This window comes from Facklamia sp. P12937 (genome assembly GCF_050409505.1).
Taxonomy (GTDB): Bacteria; Bacillota; Bacilli; order Lactobacillales; family Aerococcaceae; genus Facklamia.
The window spans coordinates 1-1,399 of sequence record NZ_JBNUPI010000044.1 but is presented as its reverse complement, the minus strand read 5'-3'; the positions used below and the strand labels follow the sequence as shown (position 1 = coordinate 1,399).

General features: G+C 36.2%; 1 protein-coding gene. It reads right to left on the bottom strand.

The window, feature by feature from the left end:
• Positions 1–129: 129 nt before the first annotated feature.
• Positions 130–1,395 (bottom strand): ISL3 family transposase, encoded by a 1,266-nt coding sequence (locus ACQV2R_RS08600; RefSeq protein WP_428892114.1) that lies wholly within the window; start codon positions 1,393–1,395, stop codon positions 130–132.
• Positions 1,396–1,399: the final 4 nt, after the last annotated feature.

Below are 1,399 nucleotides of genomic sequence, written 5' to 3'. Positions count from 1 at the left end.
TTGGCTCTTTGTCAAATAGGGTTGATGAGTAGGTGAGGTAACCGACTGGTTACTTCACCTCTTTTTTTACAGATCAACAATTATTATAAGCGCATGAATGATCGACCGGTTTTATTATGAGATAAATTGTCAAAAAGCAACCGACGTAGATGATTGATTGGGCAAGTATAAGCGCATCATCAATAAAATTCTATTTTTAAAATGTGAATAATTACGATAGCCATAGGCATTTCGTTTCAGCACCTTGATTTTATTGTTTAGCCCTTCAATTGGGCCATTCGTTAAGGTTGAATAGTTAAAGGTGTTTTGAATAAAAGTGTGATAGCGTTTAAAGGTTCTTAAAACGGTCTTTAATTTTTTTGAAACGGGTAATGTTAGGCCATAGTTGACCCAAAACTCAAATCGATCGATTCGAAGGTCTTGAAGGGCTTCTCTTAAATGATGAACGACCTCGTAAGTGACTTTTAATTCGCTACTTGATGCTAATAAATAATCAACGATACCACTGGTGTTTGTGATCCAATCAAATAATCGATAGCGCTGATAAGTAGTGGTGTGTAATTTATTTCTTGGTGTCATGATTAGGCGCCAGTAGCGTTTATGTTTATTGTACAGTCGATTGTCTTTGTTTCGGAAGGTGTTCATCACATGAATTCGTGTCCGATTCAGCTCACGATTTAAAGCTTGAATGAGATGGAATTTATCAATAATAATTTGTGCTTTTGGAAAAACTTTTTGAATTAAATCCATATACGGTCGGTACATATCAATCGTTATCGTTTGAACCGATTGACGGGTTTCCAACGGAAATTGTTGAAAATAACGGATTAATGAAGACTGTTTGCGATCAAAGAACAAATCAACTAATCGATGCGTTTTAGCGTCACAGTAAATGAAACTCATCGCAGCATCAATCGTTCGAACACTTTTAAATTCATCAAAACAAAGGTGTTGTGGTAAGGAATGTAGCGGTTTGAATTGAAGGTGCTGTGCCATTTGATTCGTCACACGACGGACTGTATGAATCGATACATGCACCAGTTGAGCGATATAAGTTTCTGATATCGTATGTGTTAACTGATCAGCGATATATCGTTTCAAATGATTAGATAGATGACAGTGACGAGCGACTTCAGGCGTTTGAGCGGTAAAGGATGAGTGACAAGATTTACAGTAATAACGCTGTTTTTTTAAATCTAAATAAGTGGGATAACCTGCCATCGGTATTAATTGAATGCGCGATGTACGAGAGCCATTTTTAACGATTGAATAGTTAATTGCTGATTGCCCACAACAAGGGCAATGACTAATAGGCTCTATTAATTGACCCGTTAATAAGAAAGATAAACGGCCTTTAATCGAAATTTTTGAAAATTTTTGGTCATTAATTGTGATGTTT